This window comes from Herbaspirillum sp. (assembly GCF_035644555.1).
Taxonomy (GTDB): Bacteria; Pseudomonadota; Gammaproteobacteria; order Burkholderiales; family Burkholderiaceae_D; genus Herbaspirillum.
The window spans coordinates 1-26,637 of the sequence record NZ_DASQOH010000003.1 but is presented as its reverse complement, the minus strand read 5'-3'; the positions used below and the strand labels follow the sequence as shown (position 1 = coordinate 26,637).

Below are 26,637 nucleotides of genomic sequence, written 5' to 3'. Positions count from 1 at the left end.
CCCCTTGGCGGACAGCGACGCTCCACGGGGATGGTGCTCAGTCCTTGCGGGCCAGCCTGTCGGTGGCGCTGCCACTGCCACTGCTCTGTTCCTGCCAGCCTCCGCCCAACGACTTGTACAGCGCGATGCGGTTCTGCACTTCGGCCAGGCCGGTACGGATGGTCTGCTGCTGGCTGGCAAACCAGGCCCGCTGCGCATCGAGGTAGTCGAGATAGCTGGCTTCGCCGCTGTCATAGCGCAGCCTGGCCAGGTCATGGCGCTGCTGTTCCGCACGCTCCTGGGCCTGCACCGCACGCAGTTCGGCGCCTAGGGTTGCCTGTCCGGCCAGGGCGTCGGCCACTTCGCGGAAGGCCACCTGGATCGTCTTTTCGTACTGCGCCACGGCGATATCGTGGTCGGCCTGGGCCACGCCGAGATTGGCGCGATTACGGCCACCATCAAAGATCGGCAGGGTGATCGAAGGCAGGAAGCTCCAGGCCCGGCTGCCGGATTCGAACAGGCCATTCAAGGCATCACTGGCCGAACCGAAGCTGCCGGTCAGGCTGATGCGCGGGAAGAAGGCCGCCCGGGCCGCGCCGATGTTGGCATTGGCGGCACGCAGCAGGGCTTCCTGCTGGGCGATGTCGGGGCGGCCCGTGAGCAGGTCCGAAGGCAGACCGGCGGGCAACTCGGCGATGACGCTGCCGTTCCAGTCGGTGTCGGCTGCCGGCAGCAGGCCGGCCGGGACCGGCTGGCCGATCAGCAGGGCCAGTGCATTCTGGTCCAGGGCGCGCTGGCGCTGGGCCTGCAGCAGAGCGATGCGGGCGGCTTCCAGCAGCGAATCGGACTGGCGCAGGTCGTAGTCGGAGCTGGCCCCCATCTCGCGCAGGCTGACCTGGCGCTGATGCGAGGCCGTGCGGCTGTCCAGCGTCTGGCGCGCCAGCGCCAGCAGGCGTTCGTCTGCCACCAGCGCTTCATAGGTGTAGGCCACTTGTGCCACCACGCTGATCTGCGTGGTCTTGCGGGCCTGCTCGGTGGCGTTGAAGCGTTCCAGTGCCGCGCCGCCCAGGTTGCGCACCCGGCCGAACAGATCCAGCTCGAAGGCGGTTACGCCCAGGCCCACGTTGTAGGCGGTGGTCAGGCCCCCCTTGCCGGCCGGAGCCACCGCATTGGGGGTTTCCTGGCGGGCGCCGGAGACGCCCAGGTTCAGCGTCGGCAGGCGGTCGGCCGACTGCACCTGGTAGAGGGAGCGCGCCCGCTCGATGTTCAGGGCGGCCACGCGCAGGTCGCGATTGTGATCCAGGGCCAGGCTGATGAGCTGGCGCAGCGATGGATCGCGGAAGAACTGCTGCCAGGGCAGGCTGGCCGCCGACGGCGCCTCGCTGCCACCGGCGTTGGCGGTGGCGGCCAGGTCGGCCGGCCACTGGGTCTGCACCGGCAGGGCCGGGCGTTCATAGGTGGGGGCCAGCGAGCAACCGGCCAGCAGGGTCGCCAGCACAGACGCGGCGCCCAGGTGTTTGATGACGTTCATGCGAACTCCTTGGAATCGGAATGCTTGACCAGAGGGGCGTTGGCCGAGGGCTTGCGCACCTTGAACCACAGCGAATACAGCGCCGGCAGGAACAGCAGGGTCAGCAGGGTACCCACGCCGACACCGCCGATGAGCACATAGGCCAGCGGGCCCCAGAAGCTGGAGTGGGTCAGCGGGATGAAGGCCAGCATCGCCGCCACGGCGGTCAGGATCACCGGACGCGCACGGCGCACGGTCGATTCGATCACCGCCTCGTAGGCCGACAGGCCGGCGTCGAGGTCATGGCGGATCTGGTCCACCAGGATCAGCGTGTTGCGCATCAGGATGCCGGCCAGGCCGATCAGGCCCAGGATGGCGTTGAAGCCGAACGCCTGATGGAATACCAGCAGCGTGGGAACGGCACCCACCAGGCCCAGCGGGGCGGTGGCAAACACCATCCACATGGTGGCGAAGGAACGTACCTGCAGCATGATGACGGTCAACATCAGCACGATCATCAGCGGGAACAGCTTGGCCAGCGCCTTGTCGGCCTTGGTGCTTTCTTCCACCGAGCCACCGGTGTCGATGTGGTAGCCGGGCGGCAGGCTGGCCTTGAGCTGCTCCAGCTTGGGCAGGATGGCGTAGGTCACGTCGGGCGGCTGGGTACCGTCGCGGATGTCGCCTTGCACGGCGATGTAGGTCTCGCGGTCATAGCGCTTGAGGACGGCATCTTCCATCCGCGTTTCCAGTCGCGCCACCTGGGCCAGCGGCACGCTGGCGCCGGTGTCGGTGGTCAGCACCAGATTGCGCAGGTCGGCCAGGTTGTTGCGCTCGGCATGGGGGCTGCGGATGAGTACGTCGACGGTACGCAGGCCTTCCCTGACCTGGGTGGCGGGGATGCCGTTGAGCATGGCCTGCAACTGGTTGGCGGCGTCGCGCGGCGACACGCCCAGCTGGCGCAGACGTTCCTGGTCCAGGCTCAGGTGTACGGTCGGCGTGCGGTTGCCCCAGTCCATGTGTACATCACGCATGTCGGGATTCTGCAGCATCACCACGCGCACCTGCTCGGCGATGTCGCGCACCTTGTCCAGGTCCGGACCGACCACGCGGAACAGTACCGGGAAGGGAACCGGCGGGCCGAACACGAACTGGCTCACCCGCACCCGTGCCTGCGGGAAGCGGCCTTCGGCGATCATCTTGCGGATCTTTTCCTTGAGCACATCGCGCTCGGCAGGGCCGGCGGTGAGCACGATCATCTGTGCAAAGGCCGGGTTGGGCAGCTCGGGATTGATCGAAAGGAAGAAGCGCGGTGTGCCCTGACCGATGTAGCTGGAGACGATCTCGGCTTCCGGTTCCTGGCGCAGATTGGCTTCGATCTGCTTGACCACGGCGTCGGTGGCGGCAAAGGCGCTGCCTGGCGGGAGGTTGATTTCCAGCGTCAGTTCAGGACGTTCGGAGTTGGGGAAGAACTGCTTCTGCACCGACCCCATGCCCACGCCGGCCAGCAGGAACAGGCCCACGGTCACGGCGGCGGTCAGCCACTTGTGGTCCACGCACCAGCGCACCAGATTGCGCAGGCGCACGTAGTTGGGCGTGCTGTAGATCTCGTCGTGGCCACCGGCCTTGACAGCGATGTTGGGCAACATCTTCACGCCCATGTAGGGAATGAACAGCACCGCCACCACCCACGAGGTGATGAGCGCGAAGGCCACCACCCAGAAGATGTTGCCGGCGTATTCGCCCGCCGTGGAGCGTGCGAAGCCCACCGGCAGGAAGCCGATGATGGTCAGGAGCGTCCCCGAGAGCATCGGGGCGGCCGTGGCGGTCCAGGCATAGGTGGCCGCCGCCACGCGGTCCAGGCCTTCTTCCATCTTCACCACGATCATCTCGATGGCAATGATGGCATCGTCCACCAGCAGGCCCAGCGAGAGGATCAGCGCGCCCAGCGTGATGCGGTCGAACACCCGCCCGGTCATGAGCATGATGACGAACACTGCGCCCAGCGTCAGCGGCACGGCGGCCGCGACCACCACACCGACGCGCCAGCCCAGCGTCGCCAGGCTGACCACGATCACCACGGCCAGGGCCATGAAGAACTTGATCATGAATTCATTGATGGCGGCCTTGATGGCCTTGGACTGGTCGGCGATCTGCTCCAGGGCGATGCCGGTGGGCAGCTCATCCTGCATCTTGTGCTGGAAGCTGCCAAGGTCTTCGCCCAGTTGCAGGCCGTTGTAGCCCTTTTTCATGATCACCCCCAGCACCAGCGCGGACTCTCCCTGGGTGCGGATGACGAAACTGGCCGGGTCTTCATAGCCGCGGCGCACCTCGGCGATGTCGCCCAGCTTGACGGTCCGATCGGCACCCACGATGGGGATGGCCTTGACCGTCTCGACGCTGTCGATGGCACCATCCAGGCGCAACTGCACGCGCGGGCCGGTGGTTTCGACGAAGCCGGCCGAGGTCACGTTGTTCTGCTTGCCCAGCGCATCGATGATGGCCTGGGCCTTGATGCCCAGCGTGGCCAGGCGCTGGTAGGAGATATCGACGAAGATGCGCTGCTGCTGCTCGCCCAGGATATTGACCTTCTGCACGCCCGGTACATGCAGCAGGCGCTGGCGCAGGTCCTCGGCCTGCAGGACCAGCTGGCGATGCGGCAGCTTCTTGGCTTCCAGTGAGAAGAGCGAGAAATAGACGTCCGAGTATTCGTCGTTGATGAAGGGACCATAGACCCCGTGCGGCAGGTTGGCGGCTTCGTCGCCCAGCTTCTTGCGTACCTGGTAGAACTGTTCCTCCACGGTCTTGGCGTCGGTGTCGTCCTTGAGGTAGAGCTTCATGGTCACCAGTCCGGGGCGGGCGGCGGTTTCCACGCGGTCATAGGCTTCCAGTTCCTGCAGGCGCTTTTCCAGGCGGTCGCCCACCTGTTGCTGCATTTCCTGGGCGGTGGCGCCGGGCCAGGAGGCGGCGATGGTCATGACCTTCACCACGAAGCTGGGGTCTTCGGCACGGCCCAGGCTGAAGAAGGCGAAGATGCCGGCCACGCTGATGGCGATGATCAAAAACAGCGTGATGGCGCGCTGGCGCACGCCGAAGGCGGAGAGATTGAAGCCGCTCATGTTCCGCTCCCCATGCGGGTTTCTGTCAGCAGGGCTACCTTCTGCCCGGCCTTGAGCAGGTGTCCACCCATGGCCACCACCCGCTGGCCGGTGACCAGGCCGTCGGAGATGCGGACCTGCTCGGCCCCCAGTTGCTCCACCTTCACCGCTTGCAGGCTGACGGTATTGGTCTTGGCATCGATGACCCACACACCGCTGCCCTTGCCCTGATCGACCAGCGCGCTGATGGGCAGGGTGACGCCGGTGGCGGCCGGGGTGGCGACATGGATGGTGACGGTGGCGCCCAGGGCGGCGTGGGCGGCAGTGCCACCCAGGGCGTAGCGCGCCAGGTAGGTACGGGTCTGCGGATCGGCCACGGCAGCCAGTTCGCGCAGGGTGGCCGGAGCCTGCTTGTCGGGATCGCTGAACAGCGAGGCGGTGGCACTGCGCCTGGCCATGCCCAGTTCCTGCTCGGGCAGATAGACCAGGGCTTCGCGGGCGCCATCGCGGGCCAGGGTCACCACGTTCTGGCCAGCGGCCACCACCTGGCCGACATCGCTGGGCACGGCCAGGACCACGCCATCCATGTCGGCTTTCAGGACGGCATAGTCACGTTGATGTTCGGTCTCGCGGGCCTTGGCGGCTTCGGCGCGGGTCTGGGCCACGGCGGCGTCGGCCGCTGCCTTGGCCAATTCATAGGCCTGGCTGGAGGTGGCGCCATGTTCCAGCAGCTTGCGCAGCCGCGCTTCCTCGGCCACCGCCTGCACCTGGCGCGCCTGGGCGGCTTCCACGGCGGCACGGGCGGCGGCCAGGGCCAGGTCATAGTCCTCGGCATCGATGCGCATCAGGGCCTGGCCACGGCGCACGGTCTGGCCTGGGTCCACCAGGCGCTCCACGATCTTGCCGGCCACCCGGAATCCCAGTTTGCTCTCGGTGCGCGCATGCACCACGCCGGTAAAGCTGACCCGCTCGGTGGTGGCCGGCTGCACGGTGGTCCAGGCCACCTTGGCGACGCTCTCGGCAGGTGGAGGCGGATGGTCGCAGGCGGCCAGGGAGAGCAGCAGCGTGGCGCTGAGGAGGGTACGCCGCGGCAAACGGGGGAGCAGGGTTTTCATGAGGGCCTCGGAAGAAAGGGATGGTGCGGTACTGGCGCTGGCCAGCGAACATTAGAGTACATCTAACCACTAAATATAGATTATCAACGAACTCTAAATTGTTCAAGGTTTTTCTTCCGGGCGGGGTCCGGATACCACAATGATGCTGCCCGGAAAGCTCAGTCCGCCACCGCGACCGGCGGCAGCATGGCGTGCAGGGTCTTGCGGCAATTGGCGAGGATGGCCTGCTGGCTGTCGTCGTTGATCGCCACCCGCGCCAGCATGACCGCCCCCACCATGGTGGTGACCACCGCTTCGGCCAGACGGGCGGGATCGGGCGCACCGGCCCGGGTCGCCAGCACCTGGAAGAACTGCACCAGCCGCTGGTAGCCGGCCATGGCAGCGCCTCGCACCAGGCGGTCGGCACGGCGCAGTTCGCTGCCCAGGTTGGGCAGGGGACACATGCCGCCGCACTCCGCCCCATCGAGCTGGCTCAGGTACATGTCCACGGCGGTGGCCAGCGCCTGGCGTGGCGGCAGGCCGGCCAGCGCCTGGCTGAAGACATCGAACATGCGGTCGTTGGCGGCCAGGTTGGCTTCGACGATGAGCTGCTCCTTGGACCGGAAGTGACGGTAGAAGCCGCCCTGGGTCAGGCCGGCCGCGCTCATGATGCTGGCGATGCCGGTCTCGGCCAGGCCGTCGGCGAGGAACATGCGGGTGGCTGTGGACAGGATGCGCTTGCGTGTATCCAGTGTTTCCTGCTTGGACTTCTTCATGGCTTGAACTCCTTTTCAAATCTGCTTGCGCGATTTAGAGTTCTAATATAATCTATTTTTAGATGTTTACAGAACGCTAAATTGTTTCGAATTCTTTCAAGGGAAACGGGCGCGGCGCGCGGCGGGTGGTGCAGCAGATCACCACCCGGTACGAAGAAAGTCTTTTCCATTGACCCGAATCAACCCATACGAGGAGTAGCAACATGTCCCCCATCAAGGTAGTGGTAGTGACCGGCGTGTCGTCCGGTATTGGCCGCGCAACGGCGCAACGCTTTGCCGAACGCGGCCACAAGGTGTACGGCACCGTACGCAAGCTGGAGGGTGCGGCCGGCATCGCCGGCGTGACCCTGGTCGAGATGGACGTGCGCGATGCCGCTTCCATCGAGGCCGCCATGCGGCAGGTGGTGCAGCGCGAGCAGGCCATCGACATCCTGGTCAACAACGCCGGCATGTCGCTGGTGGGGGCGGTGGAAGAGACCTCGGCGGCAGAGGCCCAGGCCCTGTTCGAGGTCAACGTGCTGGGCCTGTTGCGCACCAGTCAGGCGGTGCTGCCGCAGATGCGCAAGCAGGGTGCCGGGCGCATCGTCAACCTGAGTTCGGTGCTGGGCTTCCTGCCGGCGCCTTACATGGGGCTGTATGCCGCCTCCAAGCACGCTGTGGAAGGGCTCTCGGAAAGCATGGACCATGAAACCCGCCTGTTCGGCGTGCGCGTGCTGCTGATCGAACCGGCCTATACCCGCACCAGCCTGGATCTGAACGCACCCAAGGTCCATCACCGCATTCCCGCCTACGACGCCCAGCGGCAGGCCGCGGGGGCGGCGGTAGCGCATCACGTCAACCATGCGCCCCTGCCCGATACGGTGGCCCAGACCATCGTGGCGGCCGCCCTCGACCCGAAGTGGCGCATGCGCCGCACGCCCAAGGGACAGGCCTCGCTGCTGAGCAAGCTGCGCCGCTTCATGCCGGCCGGCCCGGTGGATGCGGCCATCCGCAAGGACCTCAACCTGAGATGAAATGGGCTGCAACGGGCCGGTGCAGTCGGCTTCCTCATCCAATCCGACATGCTGCAGGGGCCGGTGGAACTGGATCAGCATGCCATCGCTGCCGAGGTCGGCAAGGTGCTGGACCGTCCGGTGCGTTACGTGCCGCAGAGCCTGGAAGAATATCGCCAGCATCTGCAGGGCTACCCCCTCGGGGAGTTTACGATCCAGCACTTCTGCGAGGTGGCGGTCGATTACCAGAACGGCATCTTCGCCGGCACCAATCATGTCATCGAACAAGTGACCGGCCAGGCGCCGCAGACGCTGGAAACCTTCCTGCTCGAACACCGTCAGGCATTCCGTGACGACATGCAAGAAAAGTAGAAAATGCGGCTGTTTTCTGTAGTCCGCGTAGATGTTGATTTGCTCGCGGACTTGCCCTTCTCCATTTGAGCCACCTTCCACCGTCTATCAAAGGCGGCTACACGGTCGTACGACCCCAGATATCCCAGTTCTTTCCGATCCAGGAACATCTGTTTCAGGGTCTTTCGTTGTTTGCGTGATTTAATGGATTCAGCGCTCAGCCAAGCGGAGAACTTGGGAGAAAACGCATCAAGAGATCCAGGCGAATGCCACTAAACATAAGGACATCCCGCGGTGGTCTCACCATTAAAATTATGGTGTGCTAGAAGTCCAACTGTTGTCCCAGTAGAGATTGGAGCTCCTCTGCGAACGCGGTCGCCAGGAACATGTTCGAGTGGCCCTCGGGATAGATCAGTCCATAGCGAGAGGACATGGCTTCTTCGATAGGTACCATCACCATGCCTTCTTTGGTAAATGGGAGCGCGGTCCAGTAGGACACCAATGTAACCAAGCCACAGGCTTGCGCCAGGGCGCATGCAATGGTCGAGGAGGGACTCTCGATAGTGACATCGGCTACCGCGCCGCACGCGGAAAAGGCATCGTCGATCACGTAACGGATATAGCTGTGCGGCGAGGGCAGCACCATACGTTCCCCATCGAGATCTTTGATCGATAGTTGAGTTCGCTTTGCTAGTCGATGATCCGAGGGCATGACGGCGACTGTCCTGACAGACTGCAATGGTGCCATCTGTATATTCTGGCGCGATAGCGGCAATTCCACCACGCCGATATCAAATTGCCGGATAGAGACCAGTTCGGCAATTTGTCGCGATGGCAGGCTCTGCACGAACACCTTTACCTTGGGACGCTCCTCCAGGAACTTCGCCGTTGCGCGGGGAACCAGCCATTGCGCAAATGCAGGCAGAGTGGCAATGCGCAACTCGCCTGCGCGTTTATAGCGTATGTCTTCGGCCACCTGGGCAATGCGGTCTATGCCCGCGTAGACCTGAGCCACCTCGCGATACAAGGCTTCTGCCTCGGCGGTGGGGATCAAGCGTCGCCCATGCCGTTCGAAGAGTGCATAGCCGAGCCGCATCTCCAACAAGCCCAGAGTCCTGCTGACTCCAGGCTGTGTCACATTGAGCAGGCGCGCCGCCCCGACCACGCTCCCTGAGAGCATGACGCACTGGAACACTTCGATCTGGCGCATGTTAATTTGCGGTTTCATGCATAACAGTATGGCATGAGCAGGACTATCTATTCATCGGTTTTGTATCATTTCGACTCTTCGTCACGCTCTGTCGAGTTCGCGGCATGCACACGCATTGTATGTACGGGCTCAGCGGGTAGTGGCAAAGCTTGGCCAGGCGCATCTGTAGCGCATATCGATGGAACGTCACAGATCTGACCATTAACTCCACGGCATAAGCTGACATCAATATATTCATATTCAGTGCTTCGATGTCTGCATAGAATTTTTTACCGCTACCCGTGGCCGGCCCTCCCGCCGTCTTGCTTTCCACCTCCCGAGATGCAAACCATGTTCAAGAATCTGTCCCGACTCAGCATCGGTCATCGGCTGCTGTTCAGCCACGGCCTGTTGATGTTGCTTATCGTCCTGGTCGCTGGCTGGTGCATGATGGAATACGATGCCCTGGGCCGACGCATGAGCCGTATCGTGGAGGTCAACGATGCCAAGATCCTGCGCAGTCAGGAAATGCTCAATGCCATCAACGACATGGCCATCCGTGCGCGTTCGGTCGCCTTGCTGTCGGTCGCATCGCTGACCGACAAGGAAAGCATCAGTCAGGAGGTGAGCGCCATGCAGGTGGCATCTGAGCGCTACGTTGCCGCTTTGCAGGCGCTGGAGGCATTGGGTATCGAGGCGGGGGAAGAGACGCGACTGTGGTCCGCCGTCGCCGCTGGTGCCAGCAAATCGCAGCCATGGCTCAAGAAAGCCGTAGAGCAGGCCGCTGAAGGCAGCGTGGTCGATGCCAGCAAGACCTTGTCCATGCGCGCGGCGCCGGTCGAGCAGACCTGGAGGAGCAACGTGCAGTCGCTGATCGCCCTCAAGACCGACCAGAATGCGCAAGCCGTGGCGCAGGCGCGCGAGGCCGGCCGGCGCGCCCTGCTGATTGTCTCGGCTATCGTATGCCTGGCATTGCTGGCTGGCGCCGTACTGACCAGGCTTATCGCGCGTAGCGTTACCCAGCCCATTGGCCGTGTCATCGCGGTGGCAGAGCGCATCGCCGCAGGTGACCTGGCTACCGCCGTGGAGGTCGTACGCCACGATGAAGTCGGACGGCTGTTGCAGGCGGTGATATCGATGCAGAAGCAACTGAGCGCCCTGGTGGAGGAAATTCGTCAATGTGCCGATTCGATACAGACAGCCAGCACCGAGGTTGCTGCCGGCAACCAGGACCTCTCGGCGCGTACCGAGAGCGCAGCCGGGAGCTTGCAGGTCACCACGAGCTCGCTGAGCGAGATCACGGGCGAGATTTCGCATTCGGCTGATTACGCCAGGACGGCCAGCCTGATGGCCAGCGGCGCGGCAAAGATGGCCGAGGAGAGTGGGCAACTGGTGGCACTGGTGAGCTCAACCATGGAAGAGATCCAGCTCAGTAGCACGCGCATTGCCGAGATTACCGGTGTGATCAATGCCATTGCCATGCAGACTCGGCTGCTGGCGCTCAACGCCGCGGTGGAAGCGGCCCGGGTCGGTGAGCATGGGCGAGGATTTTCGGTCGTGGCCAGCGAGGTGCGCAATCTGGCCAACCGAAGTGCCACGGCGGCCAAGGAGATTGACGATCTCATCGGCGGCAGCGCGCAGCAGATTGCCGCCGGCGCGCATCGTGCAGCCAAGGCTCGCAGCGCCATGGATACCGTGGTCGAGCATGCTCGCCGGGTGGCCGAGACGGTGGGCGAAATCGGCAGCGCGGTGGCTTCGCAGAGCCATGGCCTGGCCAAGGTCAGCCATGCTGCAGGGGAGCTGGACGAAATGACCCAGCAGAATGCCGCTCTGGTTGAACAATCGGCCGCGGCGGCTGAGCTCTTGCGCGACCAGGCGCAACGCCTGACGATGGTAGTGGCCACGTTCAAGCTGGATGTCAGCACTGGACTGCCGGGTTTGCCGAAGCTGCGCAACCTCGATGTGATGGACCTGCCGCTGGCCTGATCTCCCCATGCGCGACGTCGGCGCCGCCGCCGTGGTGCCATCAACGCGGGCAGCGTCTCTGCCTTGCACCTCAATGACCATTTCACGGTATCCCTTGTCGCCATCCTGCGACATGGTGTGTTGCACCAAAGCGGAATCTCTGTGCTATCCCCTGGTGCAGTTGCCCATTCGGCTGGCGTGCCTCGGCACCGCTCACCCGGCCGGCGCCGCGGTGTCATGCATCTTCCTTTACGACCTTTCGGTCCTCCCGTCATCCATATCATTGCCGCACGTAGCCGCGCATTCGAGCCTGATGAACGGCTTGCCTTCGGTGTGGAGATGGGGCTTTCAGTGCGGTTTCGAGGAACACTGCAATCTTCACGCGGCCCTTTTGCAGACTGGGTTTGGAGCGATGTTCCGTATCGCTGCGTTGCACCAAATTGGCGCCATGTTTTGATATATAACATTTTGGCATATACAGCGCTCATAATTTACCTATTCGACAAAAATACGGCTGACTAAAATCGCTTTCAGCCTTAGGAGGGGAATTGCTATTGGCGGGTGACAGGGGGGCTAGCCCCTTTGTCAGACCCAAGCCTGAACCAAGGTCAGCCTGCCGTCGGACGTGCAGAACCATAGATGCAAGAGCGAGGAAGAGACATACCAATGAGTTTTCTGGAATTGAAGGGCCTTTCCAAACGCTACGACGACTTTGTCGCTGTAGCTGCCTGCGATCTCACGGTGGAGCGTGGGGAGTTCATCTGCCTGCTGGGACCATCCGGCTGCGGCAAGACCACGACGCTGCAGATGGTGGCTGGTTTCGTGACGCCGAGCAGCGGCAGCATCCTCCTTGACGGCAAGGATGTGACCGATATGCGTCCCAGCAAGCGCGGACTGGGAATCGTGTTTCAGAGTTATGCATTGTTCCCGCACATGACGGTGGCGGAAAACGTCGCCTTCGGCCTGGAGATGCAAAGAGTGGACGCGACCGAGCGCAAGAAGCGCGTCGCCAGCACGCTTGAGCTGGTTCATCTGGGGCCGATGGCGGCGCGCTATCCACGCGAGTTGTCGGGCGGCCAGCGTCAGCGTGTGGCGCTTGCGCGCGCGCTGGCGATCCAGCCGCCAGTATTGCTGCTGGATGAACCGATGGGGGCATTGGATGCCAAGCTGCGCGACGAGATGCAGATCGAGCTGCGCGCCCTGCAGCATCGCGTCGGCGTGACCACGATCATGGTCACGCACGACCAGGCGGAGGCCATGACCCTGGCCGATCGCGTGGTGTTGATGAACAAGGGACGTATCGAGCAGGTCGGTCGACCGGTCGAGATGTACGAAAATCCCAATGGCCGCTTCTCCTCCACTTTCCTGGGCAAGGCCAATGTCTTCGAAGTGATGCGTCCCAGTGCCGGCCCCTGTGTGGAGCTGGCCGGCCATCGCCTGCCGACCACGGATGAGCACAGCACCGGTGCGTTGGAATACATCGTGCGGCCGGAAAAGCTGCAGTTCGCCAGCGACGGCGATAGCCTGGTCAGGGGGCGTATCAGCGCCCGCGTTTTCCTCGGCAATCATTGGCTGTTCCAGGTCGATACCGCCCTCGGGCCCATGCAGCTGACCCAGGCCAATACCGGTGTGCCGCCGGTGGCCGAAGGCGACCAGGTCGGCTTGCGCTGGTCGGCCCAACATGCGCGTCTGGTTTCGCGCGCCGGAGGTGTGGCATGAACGCCCGGCGCAATACCTTGCCGTACTGGCTCTCGGCGCCCAGTGTGCTGGTGATGCTGGCCTTCGTGGCCCTGCCACTGGTGATCACGCTGTCGCTGAGCATCTTTCCCTTCGAGCCGGGTGGCGCCGTGGGTGACCACCTCACGGTGGCCAACTACGCCGAGATGGTCAGCGATGACTACTATCCGCTCATCTTCCTGCGTACCTTTGGCATGGCCTTGGTCGTCACGCTCGTCTGCATCCTGATCGGCGTGCCCGAAGCCTATGTCCTGAGCAAGCTTTCCGAGCGCTGGCGGGCCGTATCCATCGTGATCGTGCTCGGACCGATGCTCATCTCGGTGGTGGTGCGTACCCTGGGTTGGGCCATCCTGCTGGGCAACGAAGGTGTGATCAACAAAATGCTGCTGGCCAGTGGCCTTGTGTCGCAACCGGTGAAGATGATGTTCACCCTCACCGGCGTCATCGTCGCGCTGGTGCATGTGCTGGTGCCGTTCATGGTGCTGGCCGTGTGGGCGACGCTGCAGAAGTTCGATGCCGCAACCGAGCAGGCCGCGCAGTCCCTGGGTGCGGGCCTCTGGACGATCATGCGACGCATCGTCTTTCCCCAGGTGATTCCGGGGGTGTTGTCGGGTGGGCTGATCGTCTTCGCCCTGGCGGCAAGTGCATTTGCCACGCCTGCCATCATCGGTGGCCGACGTCTGAAGGTGGTATCGACCACCATCTATGACGAATTCCTGGGCAATCTCAACTGGCCGCTCGGGGCAGCGCTGGCCGTGGTGCTGCTGGTCATCGTGCTGGCGGTCTCCATTGGCATGAACCGGCTCATCGAACGTCGTTACAGGCAGGTGTTCCAATGAAATCCACTTCTCCATTGCTGGTGGTTTTCCATTGGCTGTTTCTGGCCTTCATGCTGGCGCCGTTATTGATGGTGGCGTTGGTCTCGGTGACCGACAAGGGCTATATTTCCATGCCGTTCGACGCCGCCTCCTGGCGCTGGTATGCAGCCATTCTCCAGAACGACGATTTCATCGATGCCTTCTATCGCAGCCTGGGCTTGGGTGCGGTGGCAGCCACCCTGGCCACCCTGCTGGCGATCCCGGCCGGCATGGCCATCGCCTGGCATCGCTTCGCCGGTCGCGAGCTGATCCTCGGTGTACTGCTTTCGCCGTTGATGGTGCCCAATGTGGTGCTGGGCATTGCGCTGCTGCGCCTGCTGACCCAGATCGGTTCCTCCGGCACCCTGTGGGGGCTGGCGGCGGCGCACACCGTTCTGGTGCTGCCCTATGTGCTGCGCCTGGTGGTGGCTGCGGCCACCGGCTTTGATCGCTCCGTGGTGCAGGCGGCGCAGTCCCTCGGCGCCAGTGGCTGGACGGTCTTTCGCCGCATCGAACTGCCGCTGATTCTGCCCGGTGTAGCCGGTGGCTGGCTGATCGCCTTCATCAACAGCTTCGATGAACTGACCATGTCGATCTTCGTCTCCTCGCCGGGGACCCAGACATTGCCAGTCAAGATGTACAACCATATCGCCAACACCATCGATCCCTTGCTGGCCTCGATCTCCACCGTGCTCATCCTGATCACGCTGGCATTGATGCTGATACTGGATCGCTGCTATGGCCTCGACAAGGTACTGGCCGGAAAATCATGAACGACAAACGAGATATCGACACCCTGGTCGTCGGCGGCGGGGTGGTGGGGATGGCACTTGCCTACGGTTTGGCCAAGGCCGGCGAGCGGGTGCGGCTGCTGGATGAGGGCGACGATGCCTACCGGGCTGCGCGCGGCAACTTCGGGCTGGTCTGGGTGCAGGGAAAGGGGGTCAGCAATCCCGACTATGCCCGCTGGAGCATGGCGGCAGCGGCGAGTTGGCCGGAGTTTGCGCAGGAGCTGCAGGAGCTGACCGGGGTTGATGTCGAATTGTCCCAGGCCGGTGGACTGACCATCTGCCTGGACGAAGAAGAGATCCAGCGCCGCGTGGAGAACCTGGAGAGTCTGCGCCAGTCGGTCGGCAATCACTATCGCTACAGCGTGCTGGACGCCAAGGCCGTGCGGGAATTGTCGCCGTATGCCGGCCCGCAGGTGGTCGGCGGCCTGTTCTGTCCCTTCAGCGGTCACGCCAGTCCCTTGCGCCTGTTGCAGGCCCTGGTGCGTGGCTTCCAGGGCCTGGGCGGGCAGTTGGTCAGCGGCGCCAGTTGCGAGCGCATCGAGCATCGTGCAGACGGTTTCCATGCCTGGGCGGCAGGCGTAGAACATGTGGCCGCGCGTGTGGTACTGGCGGCCGGGCTGGGCAACCGCACGCTGGCCCCGATGGTGGGTCTGAAAGCGCCCGTGCAGCCCAATCGCGGGCAGATCCTGGTCACCGAGCGGGTTGAACCTTTCCTGCGTCATGCCTCGCAGCATGTCAGGCAAACCGGTGAGGGCGTGGTGCAGATCGGTGATTCGCATGAGGATGTCGGACTCGACGAGGGTACCACCGTGAATCAGCTGGCACGCATCGCCGATCGCGCCAGGCGCTACTTCCCCATCCTGGAAAACGTCAATGTCGTGCGCAGCTGGGGAGCCCTGCGCGTGATGACGCCGGACGGCTACCCCATCTACCAGGCCTCGCGCGAATGCCCGGGGGCTTTCGTAGTGACCTGCCACAGCGGCATCACCCTGGCATCGATGCATGCCAGCGCGCTGGTGGCCTGGATGCGCGGCGGCCCCGAGCCCGTCGATATCTTTACCTTCAAAGCGGAGCGCTTCGATGTTTAGAACCATGACACTGCCGGCCCAGGAGCGCGGCCGGGCCATTGAAATTCTGCTGGATGGCAAGCGCGTTGCGGCGCTTGAAGGCGATACCCTGGCGGCCACATTGCTCAATGCCGAGGTGGTGCCGTTTCGCCGCACGGCGGTTTCGGGGCAGGGGCGTCTGCCCTTGTGCCTGATGGGAGTCTGCTTCGATTGCCTGGTGGAGGTGGATGGTGTGCAGAACACGCAGTCATGCATGGTGCAGGTGCGTGATGGCATGCGGGTGAGCTTACCCGCAGGGGCGCGCCGAGTGGAGGAACCCAAATGAATCATACCCATGACCTGATCGTCATCGGGGCCGGCCCCGCCGGGATGTCTGCGGCCATGACCGGCGCGGCCGAAGGCTTGAAGACCCTGCTGCTGGATGAGCAGCCGCGCCCGGGCGGACAGATCTATCGCAATGTCACCGCGGTGCGCCCATCCGTGGCAGCCCTGCTGGGACCGGATTATCAGCACGGTGCCACCTTGGCATCGGGCCTGGCCGATTCCGGGGTGGAGAGCGCATTCGGGACCCTGGTCTGGGATGTTGCCCCTGACCTGACCGTGACGGCACAACGCGATGGTCGCTCCTTTGCGGTGCGTGCGCCTCAGATCATCGCTGCCACCGGCGCCATGGAGCGCTCCACTCCCATTCCGGGCTGGACTTTGCCGGGTGTACTCAATGCGGGTGCGGCGCAGATCGCGCTGAAAAGCGCGGCGACAGTGCCTTCCGGGCAGGTCGTGCTGGCCGGTGCTGGTCCGCTGCTGTTGCTGGTGGCCTGTCAGTTGCTCGATGCCGGTGTCGCGCTGCAAGCCATCGTGCAGACCGCGCCAGCAGATAATTTCGCGCGGGCCTTGCGTCATTTGCCGGCGGCCTTGGGGGCTCCGGCTTATCTGGCCAAGGGTTTGCGCATGCTGTGGCGCTTGCGACGTCACGGGGTACCCATGTACGCCGCAGCCGAAGGCTTGCGGGTGGAGGGTAGTGAGCGCGTCCAGGCATTGGTGTTCCAGGTGGGGGGGGTAGTGCATCGCTTGCCGGCCGACGTCGTGCTGCTGCATCACGGCGTGGTGCCCAATACCCAGTTGGGACGCCTGTTGCGTATCGACCATGTCTGGGATGAGGCGCAACTGGCTTGGCGTCCCCGGCTGGACGCCTGGGGCCAGAGTTCGCTGCCGGGTCTACGTATCGTCGGCGACGGAGCCGGCATCGCCGGTGCATTGGCGGCCGAGCCGTCGGGCGTGCTGGCGGCCCTGGGCGCAGCACAGGCACTGGGACGCATCAGTGCTGATGCACGCGATGAACGTGCCCGACCGGTGCGTCGCGCGCTGGCCAGGCAACTGCGCATCCGACCCTTTCTGGACGCGCTGTACCGACCGCCGCAATGGCTCGCCGAGCCTGTGGACGAAGCCATCGTTTGCCGTTGTGAAGAGGTCACCGCAGGCAAGATCCGCGAGATGGCGCGCCTGGGATGCCAGGGGCCCAATCAGACCAAGTTCTTCAGCCGCTGCGGCATGGGACCCTGCCAAGGTCGCATGTGCGGCCTGACGGTGACGCAGATACTGGCCCGCGCGCTGGACAAGACACCCGAGCAGACCGGGTCCTATCACATCCGGTCCCCCCTCAAACCGGTGCCGCTGGGTTCGCTGGCGACACTGGCCAACTACGACGAAGAGGAAGCAAACCATGGGCACTGACATCGAGCGGCAACATACCAATGCACGGATGAGCAAGATCGTACGGCACAATGGGCTGGTCTATCTGTGTGGCCAGACCGCGGTAGGCAGTGCCAGCGCCAGCGCAGACGTAACCGCGCAGACCAAGGAGGCGCTCAGCCGGGTCGACGCCTTGCTGGCCGAAGCCGGCTCTGAGCGCTCGCGCATCCTCTCGGCAATCGTGCACCTGCGCGACATAAGCGACTTTGCCGCCATGAACTCGGTGTGGGAATCCTGGCTGCAACCGGGTACCGCCCCGGCCCGCACCACGGTCGCGGCCGCCTTGGCCTCTCCCGGCCTGCGGGTGGAGTTCACGGTGATCGCGGCACTGGCTTGATTCCCGCGCGTGCCCGGGTAACGGCTGGCGTGACGCCAGGCGCATCCGGGCGCGAGTTCTTCCATCTTCCTGGTCGGGCCTCTGCTATCGTCGTGTTGACGGATGGGCCGTCCTTCTCCAGAGCTGTCCATGGTATCGAAAATTTCTGCTTCCACCGGTGTGGCCAATCTGCTGGCCGAACACGTGTTGCACCTCGAATCCACTGATCTGTCGCCCCATACGCGCGACATCGTGCTGTGCTGCCTGCTTGACCTGCTTGGAGCGGCGGCAGCAGCCTTGCGGCACCCGGGCGTCGCCGCCGCGCGCGCCGTCGCTCCGTCGTTGTATGGCGCAGGCGATTGCCCGATCTGGTTCAGCGGTACCACGGCAAATACCTGCGCCGCCTTGCTGGCCAATAGCAATGCCGCTGCGGCGCTGGACCTCGACGATGGCTATCGCCCTGCCCGCGGGCATCCGGGAGCGGCTGTCATCCCGGCGGCACTGGCGATGTTGTCGTGGCCTGGCGTGACGGCCGAGCAGCTGATGCTGGCCATTGTCGCCGGTTACGAAGCAGGTGTGCGCATGAGCATGGGGCGCCATGCCTATGCGCCTTCCGGTGCATGGTCGCCCTATGCAGTGATCGCCACGATAGGGCGCCTGCAATCTTGCGATGCGCATGCGATGGCGCAGGCCTTCGGCATTGCCGCCCAGACCGCCCCCGCTTTACCGGCCCTGGCCGGGATGGCGGGGTCGGACGTCAAGGAGGGGATCGCGGCGGGTGTCGTGGCAGGCTACACTGCCTTGCAGTTGGCGGCTGCAGGATTTACCGGGCCGGCGCCGGTACTGGACGACCCCGCGCTGTTTGCTGGCGCCCGTATCGTCGACGGCCTGGGCGACAGACCGCTCATCGAAGGTACGTATTTCAAGCCTTACGGCTGCTGCCGCCATATCCATGGCGCACTCGATGCCTTCGCGCTTCTGCAGCGGGAACATGCCTTGAGACCCGAGGATATCGACGTCATCGAGGTCCACACCTATCGCGCCACCTTCAATCTGGCCAATCGCGCCCGGCCCAATGATCTGGTGGACGCGCAATACAGCGTGCCGCATTGCCTGGCCGTGCTGGCATGTCACGGCAGCACCGCGCTGCTGCCTTTGCATCGGCAGCACCTGGCCGATGCAGCCGTCCACGCCATGGCCCAGCGCGTGAGCGTGCATCACGATGCCAGCATCGAGCCGCTCTTCCCGCAACGGTCGCCGTCCTGGGTGAGGGTGCGGCTCAGACAAGGGGAACCACTGTGCTCACCGCTGACCGATCCGCGCGGAGATCCCGCCGACCCGCTTGACTGGGCGCAGCTGCGCGAGAAGTTCCTGACCGCCAGCGCGGCAACCCTGGACCACCAGCACCAGCTGGCGGTCATCACTGGCGTCGAAGCCTTGCGCGAGGGACATCTGCAGCCCTTGCGAGAGGCCCTGGGCAGGGCGGCCAGGCTGGACTGAGCACCACGTCGTCTTGCATAACCCGGCATGCTCGCGCATGCCGGGTTTTTGCATTCATGCCTCTGGATGGTGCTACGCTGCGCACCTGGTGAGTGCGCACAGTGGTGGTTTGCACGATTTCCGTTCGCATATAACATTGCAGCATAAGGTGCCCAGAAAATTTGAATATTCCTGGTCTGGCACTGTCCCTATACTTTTTTCAGTCCGGGCTCCAATGCAGCGTTGCCAGGGCACCTTTACACGAATCTCAAAATGGGGAATGCAGATGCGCAAACATGTTGTTGTCATGAGCTCTCTGGCGATGCTCGCCTCGATCACCGCCCACGCGGCCGATACCATGTACGTTGCCGGCTTCGGTGGTTCCGTGGAAGCTGCCTTCCGCGACAAGATCATTCCGGCGTTCGAAGCCAAGGCTGGAATCAAGGTGGTCTATGTCCCGGGCAATTCCACCGATACCTTGGCCAAACTGCAGGCACAGAAGGGCAAGCAAGAGATCTCGGTGGCCATCATCGATGATGCGCCCATGAGCGTGGCGGTGGATGCCGGACTTTGCGAAAAGCTGGAAGAGGGCAGCAACTCCAAGAACGTCTATCCCAGCGCGCGGCGTCCGGGTGGGCAGGCTATCGGGCTGGGCTACGGTGCCACCGGACTGGTCTATAACACCCAGGTCTTTGCCAAGAATGGTTGGGCGCCGCCGACCTCCTGGAAAGACCTGGAAGACAAGCGTTATGCCGGCAAGATGGTGATCCCGCCCATCAGCAATGGCTTCGGCTTGCTGGCCCTGATCATGGAGGCTCGCCTGAACGGTGGCAGCGAAAACAATATCGACCCCGGGTTCGCGGTCATGAAGCGCATCGCCCCGGGCGTCTTGTCCTGGGAGCCGTCGCCGGGCAAGATGGCTGAAATGCTGCAGACCGGCGAAGCCGCAGTAGGCGTCTGGGGCAATGGCCGGGTTCGCACGCTGGTAGCCCAAGGTGCACCGGTGAAGTTCGTCTATCCCAAGGAGGGGGCTCTGGTGATCCTCAGCGAGGTCTGTCCGGTCAAGGGCGCCCCGCAGCCGCAGCAGGCGCAGGCCTTCATCCAGCATCTGCTGAGCCCGGAGATGCAGGCGATCTTCACCGAAGCCACCGGCCTGGGCCCTGTCAACAAGGAAACCAAGCTGGCACCGGCCCTGGCGGCCGATGTGGTCTACGGACCGGACAACGTGGCGCGGCTGGTGAAGACCGATACCAAGGTCATCAATGCGAACCGCGCCGCCTGGACGGCGCGCTGGAATCGTGAAGTAGAGCGCTGAACCCAGCATCCCTGTGCCGCCGCGAGGCGGCTACCGCCTTCGGTGTAAAGAGAAATGAGCCTTCCCACCCCACCCAGCCCTGTCGAGCAACCCGATGACGCCGTGGCCATCGCCCTGCGGCAGGCTCGACTGCCTGTGTCTGCGCAGCAATGTGAGCAGATCCGGCAGGGGTGGGCATTGCTGCAGCCGATGCTGGCGCGACTACGGGCAAGTGCGGCGGGCTTGGATGACCAGGAGATGGAACGCTGATGCAGATCCCGACCATTGTGCAGGCGGCGGCGCTGATCGCGGCACGCCGCTTGTCTCCTGTCGAACTGGTGCAGCAATGCCTGGATCGCATTACCCGCCTGGACGGGGCATTGCACAGTTTCATCACTGTCACGCCCGAGCGCGCATTGAGTGACGCCCGTGCAGCTGAGCAACGCATGATGTCAGGCAGTTTGCGCGGCAAGCTGGACGGCATTCCGATCGCCCACAAGGATGTCATTGCTACGCGCGGCATCCGGACTACGGCTCATTCACGGCTGCTGAAGGACTGGGTCCCGGACAGTGACGCTGAAGTGGTGGACCTGTTGGATCAGGCAGGCACGGCGATGCTCGGCAAGCTGGCCACCCATGAATTCGCCTGGGGCGGACCACCACTCGATCTACCCTGGCCCCCGGCGCGCAACCCCTGGGATACCGCGCGCTTCAGCTCCGGCTCTTCCAGTGGCACGGCCGTGGCCATCGCAGCTGGGTTGGTGCTGGGCGGCACCGGTACCGACACCGCCGGTTCCATCCGCGCGCCCTCGGCGCTGTGCGGCATTACCGGCATCAAGCCGACCTATGGGCTGTGCAGCAAGCGCGGCGTCCTGCCGCTGGCGCCTTCTTTGGACCACGTCGGGCCAATGGCCTGGAGTGTTGCCGATTGTGCCTTGCTGCTACGGGCCATGGTCAACGCCGATACCGCTGCCCATCCCTTGCCGGATTACAGCGTGGGGCTCGGCAAGAGCATCCGTGGCCTGCGCATAGGGGTTGCCTCGCGCTGGCATGAGAAAGAACACGAAGTCACGCCTGCGGTACACGGCGGCATCCAGCTGGCGCTGGACATATGGCGCAGCCAGGGGGCGCAGGTGATGCCAGTGGAACTGCCTTCGCTGCATGACTATCAGGCGGCCAGCGTCCTCATGATGGCCAGCGAGGCATTCGCCCAACATGCCCCGGATCTGCGCACGCGCTTCAACGAGTACGGCCGATTGCTACGCAGCCGGCTGGCGCTGGGCGCCTTGTTGCCGCCGGATGATCTGATGCTGGCGCGGCGACTGCGTGAGCAATTGCAGCTCCAGACGCTGCAGGCCATGACCGAGGTGGATGTGCTGGTGACGGCCGGCGCCGCCTCCGAAGCGCCGAGGATGGAAGAAGTTCCTGAGTGGGGGGATCTAAAACGGCCCGGCTTCTACCACCCCTTCAATCTGACTGGATGGCCCGCCATCAGCGTGTGCAGCGGCTATGGCGAGGGTGGCCTGCCTGTGGCGGTACAGATTGCCGCTCGGCCGCACCAAGAATCCTTGCTGTTTCAGGTTGCCGAGGCGTTTGAGCGCAGCGCCGCATTGCGGGATCATCGTCCGGCTATCGTGGCCGGCCTTACGTGAGGATCTTCCGATCGATTTCGCGGCAAATCCCTATCTCAAATTGTGGCAAGCGACTGTACGGCACCGCGTATGGCATCGTGCTTTTTGGGAAAATCGACAAGGGCATAGGCAACTGTCATCGACTCAAGAGCGGATCAAAAGGACTGAATTCTGTACGATACAAAATTCGGGTCCCACAGTTTTAGATAAAACGAAAGCAGTACTGATGGCGCTACACAACGCCATAACTTCACAGATGTATATACCAAAGATGGAAGCCTACCCATTCCAGGGCGCTTGACTTACTGCGGCGCCGTCCATATGATGCGCATACATCGATGCATATGCATAGTTGTAGCGATCAGACGGCCGGCCATCCCGGTTGTCGGGTTTGTATCTACTGACGACCGGGATGCCCATGAGCAAGGATATTTGTACCTGCGCGCCCCTGCGCCGCCTCACGCGCAGGATCACCATCATCTATGACCACCACCTGCAGGACAGCGACCTGAGCATCACCCAGTATTCGCTGATCAGCCGCATCGGCCGCAAGGGCCCGATCGCCAACATCACGCTGGCGCAGGACATGGGCATGGACCGCAGCACCCTCAGTCGCGCCCTCAAGCCGCTGATGGCGGCCGGCTGGGTCGAGACCGTGGACCTGCCGGAGGAAGCCTTGCTGGACAAGCGTTCCTTCGCGCTGCAACTGAGCCGCACCGGCCAGGCCAAGCTGGAAGAAGCGCGCCCCCGCTGGCGCCGCGCCCAGGACGAGATCGACCGTCGCCTCGGCCCCAACCTGGCACGTGAATTCAACGACATCATCGAAGACGCCTATGCACGCCTGCAGGAGGCCTGATCGCGTCCGTTTTCGTTTTTGCTTTTGCTTTTGCTTCATCCATCACCACAACTTCAATCCCTTACGCGTCTCTTTCTCCACAGGACCGCAATGAACAAGCTCACACAATCGCTCGCCAACGCCGTCACGCCACGCTTTCACTACGCCTGGGTGGTGGTGGGCGTGATCTTCCTGGTCCTGCTGTGCTCGGCCGGCATCCGTGCCACGCCCTCGGTGATGATCCTGCCGCTGGAGCAGGAGTTCGGCTGGAACCGCTCCACCATCTCGGTGGTGATCTCGGTCAACATCGCACTCTACGGCCTGATCGGCCCGTTCTCGGCTGCCGCCATGCAGCGCTTCGGCATCCGCCGGGTGGTGCTGGCAGCCCTGGTGCTGCTGGCTACCGGCACGGCACTGTCGACCCTGATGCACATGCCCTGGCACATGCTGCTGTCCTGGGGCCTGCTGGTGGGTGCCGGTACCGGCGTGGCCGCCAATACCCTGGGTGCCACCATCGTCAGCCGCTGGTTTGAGACCCGGCGCGGGCTGGCCATGGGCCTGCTGACCGCCAGTGCGGCGACCGGACAGATGGTGTTCCTGCCATTGATGGCGGCCATGGTCGGCAGCTATGGCTGGCGTTCGGTGGCCTTCCTGGTGTCGGCGGTGGCGCTGCTGGCCATCCCGCTGGTGTGGTTGCTGCTGCCGGAGAGCCCGGCGGCCATCGGCCAGAAGATGGTCGGCCAGGTCGAGGACATCAAGGACGAAGGCCTGTCGCGTCGCAATCCGCTGGCCATCGCCCTGGACGCCTTGCGCACCTCGGTGCGCATGCCGGACTTCTGGCTGCTCTTCATGAGCTTCTTCGTCTGCGGCCTGTCCACCAATGGCTATATCGGTACGCAGTTCATCGCCATGTGTAACGACTACGGCATCAACGAAGTCAGCGGCGCCTCCATCCTGGCCGCCATGGGCATGCTGGACCTGGTCGGCACCACGCTCTCGGGCTGGCTGTCGGATCGCTACAATCCGCGCGTGCTGCTGTTCTGGTACTACGGCCTGCGCGGCCTGGCGCTGATCTTCCTGCCCTATGCCTTCGGCCTGCAGTATTACGGCCTGACCATCTTCGCCATCTTCTATGGCCTGGACTGGATCGCCACCGTGCCGCCCACCGTGCGCCTGGCCAATGACGTCTTCGGTCGCCTGGCCGCGCCCATCGTCTTCGGCTGGATCGTCGCCGGCCACCAACTGGGTGCCGCCACCGCCACCACGGTCGCCGGCTACATGCGGGCCACGCTGGGCAACTACACCCTGTCGTCCATCATGATGGGTGTGGCCTGCCTGATCGGTGCGGTGCTGGTACTGCGCATCAAGGGCAAGCAGGGACAGCCGATGCCCGCGGCCGCCTGAGTCCGTCGGGGCACTTGCGCGCGAAGCCATCTTCCTGGCAGGAGGGTGGCTTTTTTTCATTTAGGGCACATCGGGCAATCGTGTCGGGGCGGACCGCCGTGCGAGAATTGCAGCTGCCTTCAGTGCCGGCCTGGCAGCCCTGGCCGGCCATTCCTTTGCCCGATGATGAACAAGAACCGCAACTCTTCCATGTGGTCCCGTGCCGGCCTCTTCCTGGGGATCGCCCTGGCGCTCACACTCTGCCCGGTCGCTCCGGCCCGTGCCGAACCGGTCATGATCCCCCAGGTGCAGAACCGGGCAGCCCTGCAGCTGCCGCCCGAAGCCCACGCCCGGCCGGCTTTCCTGGCGCGCGCGTTGCGCCGCTTCGAGCAGGGCCGCCAGGTCATCGGCGAACTGCAGGGCGGGGCCTTCTGTTCGCGCAAGGACGATATCGTCTGGAATACCAAGAGTGCCGACGTACTGCTGCCCACCCAGGTGCTGTCGGCGCGCCTGCGCCGGGAGCTGGAGCAGCATGGCTATCCGGTGCCGGCGGCGCGCACCGAGATCCTGTTCCCCGAGCGGGCAGAGGACATCGCGCAGAACGAGGCGGCGCGCAGCAGCGATGCCAATCTGCAGGTCGGCGTGGTGGTGGCGCAGTTGCTGACCAATCTCTGCGTGAAGGACGGCCATCTCTGGAGCGGCGACGCCTACATCCGGCTCGAATGGCAGCTGTTCGCGCCCGAGCAGCGCAAGGTGGTCTATCGCGGCAGCACCGAAGGCGTGTTCCACTCGGGCGGCACGAGCTTCAACGGCGCGTTGCCGCAGATTCCGGTGGAGGCGTTCGTGGTGGCATTGCGCAACCTGCTGGGCGATCCTGCCTTTGCACTGGCGCTGCAGACGCCCTACCAGCGTAGCGCCGCGCCGCCGCAGGGGACGCCGCCGGCGGCCGGTGCCCCGGTGGAGATCGACAATCGCCTGCCGGATCAGCCGGCCGCCGAGATGTCCCAGGTGATCGGCGAGCTGCGCACGGCGGTGGTCACGGTGCTCAGCGAGCGCGGTTCGGGAACCGGCTTCTACATCGGTAGTTCCGGCTGGCTGCTGACCAATCATCACGTCATCGGTGACGCGGGGCTGGTGCGCGTGCGCCTGCCCGGCGGGCGCGAACTGGTGGCGGAGGTGGTGCGGCTCGATGCCGCGCGCGACATCGCCCTGCTCAAGACCGAGCCGCCGGGCGTACGTCCACTGCCCCTGCGCATGGGCCAGCCGGGTATCGGCGAAGACGTCTACGCGCTCGGCTCGCCTCTGGGCGATGCCTTCAATACCACGCTCACCCGCGGCATCCTGAGCGGGGTGCGCTCCGTGCGCGATCTGGACTTCCTGCAGAGTGACGTCGCCATCCTGCCCGGCAGCAGCGGCGGCCCCCTGCTGGACAGGTCGGGGCAGGTGATCGGCATCACCGTCGCCGGCCTGGGTGCCAAGGGCCTGGCGGGCATGAATTTCTTCATTCCGGTGGGCAGCGCGCTGCAGCGGCTCAACCTGCAGCTGCTGGAGCGCCCATCCTCCCAGGCGCCGCAATCCACTCCCTGGCGTCGCAATCCCTAGCGACCTGCCGCTCAGTTGCGGGCTTGCCGCTGTTCATAGACCTGCAGGTGGCAATAGGCCGCCCGCATCAGGGGCAGGTCGATGCCTAACCGCTGGGCCCGGGTCAGCATGTCGCCAATGATGGCGTCGGCTTCCAGCCGCGCCATGCCGGCGGCAATGTCGCGCGCCATCGAGGCTTCCCAGGTGGAAGCGGGTGACAGCAGCAGCTTGTGCATCTGGTCCAGCGCCGCCTGGGACAGGGGATAGCCGCTGGCGGCGGCCACCGAGGTGGTCTCCGTGATGGCCTGGCGCACCAGTGACTCACCCTCGGCCGTCGCCAGGATCTGCCCGATGTTGCCGCGCATCAGGCAGGTCACGGCGGCGCCGGCCGCGATCATGGCCCACTTGTTCCACAGCGCCTGATCGATGTTGTCGGAGAACTGTCGCAGGCCAGGCGTGCGTGCGATGGCGGCGTGGAATGCTCTGGCGATGTTCTCGCTGCTGCTGGCACGGGCGCCTACGCTCAGGCTGTCGTTGCTGCCCTGGTGCTGGATGTGGCCGTTCTTCTCCAGCGTGGTCGCGATATAGGACACCCCACCGAGGATGCGATCCCGACCGAACGTGGCGTCCAGGCTGTCGTAGGTGGACAGTCCATTGAGAATGGGCAGGATGACCGTGTTCTGCCCCGTCAGTGGCTTCAAGGTCTCGATGGCACCGTCCAGGTCGTAGCTTTTGCAGGCCAGCAGAATGAGGTCGAACCCCGCCGCGATGGCGGTACCGGCGGCCAGCGTCTTGACCGGGCCGGCGAAGTTGCCCAGCGCGCTGTCGATGACCAGTCCCTCCTGTTGCAATTGCCGGGCACGCCGCTCACGCACCAGGAAACTGACGTCCTGGCCCGCTTCAATCAGACGCGCACCGTAATATCCTCCCATGGCGCCAGCGCCGAGAACCAGTATCTTCATGTTC

Annotated in this window: 22 protein-coding genes; 16 read left to right on the top strand and 6 right to left on the bottom strand. The window is 64.1% G+C overall.

The genetic code is table 11. From position 1 onward, the window contains the following. Positions 1-37 precede the first annotated feature (37 nt). From VE092_RS00420 to VE092_RS00405, 4 genes are all read right to left on the bottom strand, one after another. On the bottom strand, positions 38-1,510 hold the full coding sequence (locus tag VE092_RS00420; protein ID WP_324872708.1) for an efflux transporter outer membrane subunit: 1,473 nt from the start codon (positions 1,508-1,510) through the stop codon (positions 38-40). Further along, positions 1,507-4,605 (bottom strand): efflux RND transporter permease subunit, encoded by a 3,099-nt coding sequence (locus VE092_RS00415; protein ID WP_324872706.1) that lies wholly within the window; start codon positions 4,603-4,605, stop codon positions 1,507-1,509. Before VE092_RS00415 ends, VE092_RS00420 begins: the two co-directional genes overlap by 4 nt. Beyond that, positions 4,602-5,699, bottom strand: coding sequence for an efflux RND transporter periplasmic adaptor subunit (locus VE092_RS00410; RefSeq protein ID WP_324872704.1), 1,098 nt, complete (start codon positions 5,697-5,699; stop codon positions 4,602-4,604). The genes VE092_RS00415 and VE092_RS00410 overlap by 4 nt, the downstream gene beginning before the upstream one ends. Positions 5,700-5,857: 158 nt before the next feature. After that, a complete protein-coding gene (locus tag VE092_RS00405; RefSeq protein WP_324872703.1) occupies positions 5,858-6,454 on the bottom strand; it encodes a TetR/AcrR family transcriptional regulator in 597 nt (198 codons plus the stop codon). 203 nt (positions 6,455-6,657) lie between these two features. Between VE092_RS00405 and VE092_RS00400 the strand changes: the two genes are divergently transcribed. Both VE092_RS00400 and VE092_RS00395 read left to right on the top strand, forming a co-directional pair. After that, positions 6,658-7,467: an oxidoreductase gene (locus VE092_RS00400; protein ID WP_324872701.1), complete on the top strand. Its 810-nt coding sequence runs from the start codon at positions 6,658-6,660 to the stop codon at positions 7,465-7,467. Between the two features lie 48 nt (positions 7,468-7,515). Then, positions 7,516-7,818 carry a hypothetical protein gene (locus VE092_RS00395; protein ID WP_324872699.1) on the top strand — a complete coding sequence of 101 codons (303 nt, stop codon included), beginning with the start codon at positions 7,516-7,518 and terminating at the stop codon, positions 7,816-7,818. Between the two features lie 301 nt (positions 7,819-8,119). Here VE092_RS00395 and VE092_RS00385 read toward each other — a convergent pair whose 3' ends face one another. Beyond that, positions 8,120-9,007, bottom strand: coding sequence for a LysR substrate-binding domain-containing protein (locus tag VE092_RS00385; RefSeq protein WP_234295700.1), 888 nt, complete (start codon positions 9,005-9,007; stop codon positions 8,120-8,122). A gap of 330 nt (positions 9,008-9,337) precedes the next feature. Here VE092_RS00385 and VE092_RS00380 point away from each other — a divergent pair, with 330 nt between their 5' ends. The 14 genes from VE092_RS00380 (at position 9,338) to VE092_RS00315 (ending at position 25,692) form a co-directional block, all read left to right on the top strand. After that, positions 9,338-10,972 carry a methyl-accepting chemotaxis protein gene (locus tag VE092_RS00380; protein ID WP_324872694.1) on the top strand — a complete coding sequence of 545 codons (1,635 nt, stop codon included), beginning with the start codon at positions 9,338-9,340 and terminating at the stop codon, positions 10,970-10,972. A 645-nt stretch (positions 10,973-11,617) separates the two neighbouring features. Then, positions 11,618-12,670: an ABC transporter ATP-binding protein gene (locus VE092_RS00375; protein ID WP_324872692.1), complete on the top strand. Its 1,053-nt coding sequence runs from the start codon at positions 11,618-11,620 to the stop codon at positions 12,668-12,670. After that, positions 12,667-13,527, top strand: coding sequence for an ABC transporter permease (locus VE092_RS00370; RefSeq protein WP_182994068.1), 861 nt, complete (start codon positions 12,667-12,669; stop codon positions 13,525-13,527). Before VE092_RS00375 ends, VE092_RS00370 begins: the two co-directional genes overlap by 4 nt. Beyond that, positions 13,524-14,318, top strand: coding sequence for an ABC transporter permease (locus VE092_RS00365; protein WP_324872688.1), 795 nt, complete (start codon positions 13,524-13,526; stop codon positions 14,316-14,318). The genes VE092_RS00370 and VE092_RS00365 overlap by 4 nt, the downstream gene beginning before the upstream one ends. After that, positions 14,315-15,424, top strand: a complete 1,110-nt coding sequence (locus VE092_RS00360; RefSeq protein WP_324872686.1) for an FAD-dependent oxidoreductase — start codon at positions 14,315-14,317, stop codon at positions 15,422-15,424. Before VE092_RS00365 ends, VE092_RS00360 begins: the two co-directional genes overlap by 4 nt. Then, positions 15,417-15,728 carry a (2Fe-2S)-binding protein gene (locus tag VE092_RS00355; protein WP_324872684.1) on the top strand — a complete coding sequence of 104 codons (312 nt, stop codon included), beginning with the start codon at positions 15,417-15,419 and terminating at the stop codon, positions 15,726-15,728. The genes VE092_RS00360 and VE092_RS00355 overlap by 8 nt, the downstream gene beginning before the upstream one ends. After that, entirely contained in the window at positions 15,725-17,134 is a 1,410-nt protein-coding gene (locus tag VE092_RS00350; protein ID WP_324872682.1) for an FAD-dependent oxidoreductase, read from the top strand. The genes VE092_RS00355 and VE092_RS00350 overlap by 4 nt, the downstream gene beginning before the upstream one ends. Further along, entirely contained in the window at positions 17,124-17,489 is a 366-nt protein-coding gene (locus tag VE092_RS00345; RefSeq protein WP_324872680.1) for a RidA family protein, read from the top strand. The genes VE092_RS00350 and VE092_RS00345 overlap by 11 nt, the downstream gene beginning before the upstream one ends. Before the next feature lie 129 nt (positions 17,490-17,618). After that, positions 17,619-18,968, top strand: coding sequence for an MmgE/PrpD family protein (locus VE092_RS00340; protein WP_324872678.1), 1,350 nt, complete (start codon positions 17,619-17,621; stop codon positions 18,966-18,968). Between the two features lie 286 nt (positions 18,969-19,254). Then, the gene (locus VE092_RS00335) at positions 19,255-20,262 is read left to right on the top strand and encodes an ABC transporter substrate-binding protein (RefSeq protein ID WP_237022561.1); all 1,008 of its coding nucleotides are present in this window, start codon (positions 19,255-19,257) and stop codon (positions 20,260-20,262) included. A gap of 248 nt (positions 20,263-20,510) precedes the next feature. Then, positions 20,511-21,893 carry an amidase gene (locus tag VE092_RS00330; protein ID WP_324872674.1) on the top strand — a complete coding sequence of 461 codons (1,383 nt, stop codon included), beginning with the start codon at positions 20,511-20,513 and terminating at the stop codon, positions 21,891-21,893. Positions 21,894-22,290: 397 nt separating this feature from the next. Then, positions 22,291-22,728 carry a MarR family winged helix-turn-helix transcriptional regulator gene (locus VE092_RS00325; protein ID WP_324872672.1) on the top strand — a complete coding sequence of 146 codons (438 nt, stop codon included), beginning with the start codon at positions 22,291-22,293 and terminating at the stop codon, positions 22,726-22,728. Between the two features lie 90 nt (positions 22,729-22,818). Next, positions 22,819-24,111 (top strand): MFS transporter, encoded by a 1,293-nt coding sequence (locus tag VE092_RS00320; protein ID WP_324872670.1) that lies wholly within the window; start codon positions 22,819-22,821, stop codon positions 24,109-24,111. 189 nt (positions 24,112-24,300) lie between these two features. Further along, positions 24,301-25,692: a serine protease gene (locus VE092_RS00315; RefSeq protein ID WP_324872668.1), complete on the top strand. Its 1,392-nt coding sequence runs from the start codon at positions 24,301-24,303 to the stop codon at positions 25,690-25,692. An 11-nt stretch (positions 25,693-25,703) separates the two neighbouring features. Here the strand turns inward: VE092_RS00315 and VE092_RS00310 are convergent. Then, the coding region (locus tag VE092_RS00310) for a ketopantoate reductase family protein (RefSeq protein ID WP_324872666.1) at positions 25,704-26,637 on the bottom strand (934 nt) is incomplete at its 5' end.